This window comes from Micrococcus sp. KRD096 (genome assembly GCF_017168495.1).
GTDB lineage: Bacteria > Actinomycetota > Actinomycetes > Actinomycetales > Micrococcaceae > Micrococcus > Micrococcus luteus.
The window spans coordinates 1-1,259 of sequence record NZ_JABFAY010000045.1; the positions used below are offsets into that span (position 1 = coordinate 1).

A 1,259-nucleotide genomic window follows, 5' to 3' on the forward strand; every position below is an offset into this window, starting at 1 on the left:
GCCCCACCCCCGACCATGCCATAACACCGCCAGCACACAACCACACAACCGATTGCGCCCACACCACAAACCGTGTATGGTTTGACTCAGCGGGAGGCACCCGGCCCCCTGCACCCCTAGCCTTGGAGGCTCTCATGCTCACGTTCAACGCCCGCCAGCTGCTCCGCGGTCTCGATGTCGCTTCCTACCCCGCCCGCCTCGCCGACGAGCCGGTCGGGGCTCGCCTGACCACGGTCCCTCTGGAGGTGACCGACCAGGGCCTGATCGCCTACAGCACGGACCGCTACCAGCTCGCCCGCACGCTGACCGAGTACGCCCTGGAGGCGCCCGCGCACGGCGCGGGCCTGCCGCCGGTGCGCCTGCACCGCTCGGGCCTGAAGGTTCTGCTCCCGGTGCTCCGCGCCGCGAAGAAGGACGGCACGGTGGAGCTGACGGCCGACAAGGACACCGTCACGTTCACCGTCCACGCGGCGAACGGGCAGGTGCAGACGGTGCCGCTGAAGAACTACGCGGACGCGGACGAGTATCCGAAGATCGCTTCCCTGTTCCGCCTGCACACCCAGCCGCGGGGCGCGCTCGAGGAGGGCACGTTCACGGTCAATCCGAAGTACGTCAAGGCGCTGGCCGACGTGACGGCGCGGTACACCAGCGACGGTGAGGTGCTCACGTTCGACCCGGACACCAACCACTCGGGCAAGCCCGTCGCGTGGGTCCACGGCCAGTGGGCGCACGGCATTCTGATGCCGATCCGTCGGGATCAGCTCCCCACGATCGACGCCGAGTACGAGGGCGTGGGACGTCTGTTCCGCGCCGTGCCGCTGATGCAGTCCCCGGAGTCCGCCAGCGTGCGGGAGGGCTCCGCCGTGGAGCGGGCCAGCACCCGCGGAACCGCCGAGGCTCCGGCCACGGCCTGATTCCCTCTCCCTCTCGGCGGGGTCGTCGCACTGCGGCGGCCCCGCCGCTGACCGCCCGGGCCGCAAGCGCCCACACCCCCCGGTGGCCCCGCCCGCACGATGCGGGCGGGGCCGTCCGCCCGCGGCGGCTGCCGCTGTCTCCGCGGCACCACGAGCTCGCAGCGCGGCGCCGGCAGCTGGCTGCCACTCCACGACACGTCCCCCGCCGGTCGCCGGCCCAGACATCGCCCCCACGGCGGGGCCCTGTCGTGCCGCCGCCTCCGCGCCCTCCCCCCTTGCTGAGCTTCCAGCCGTCGGCGGCCCCACGCGCTCTCGGCTGCTGGCCGCGAGGGCCCCGCCGCGGAC

The 1,259-nt window shown here is 73.1% G+C and carries 1 protein-coding gene; it reads left to right on the top strand.

The window, feature by feature from the left end; translation table 11 throughout:
- Window positions 1-134 precede the first annotated feature (134 nt).
- Window positions 135-914, top strand: a complete 780-nt coding sequence (locus tag J1M41_RS11370) for a hypothetical protein (protein ID WP_061873154.1) — start codon at window positions 135-137, stop codon at window positions 912-914.
- Window positions 915-1,259 lie beyond the last annotated feature (345 nt).

Bases quoted from the DNA above. Each gene is read 5' to 3' on its own strand.
- J1M41_RS11370 (WP_061873154.1), top strand. From the start codon at position 135: ATGCTCACGTTCAACGCCCGCCAGCTGCTCCGCGGTCTCGATGTCGCT.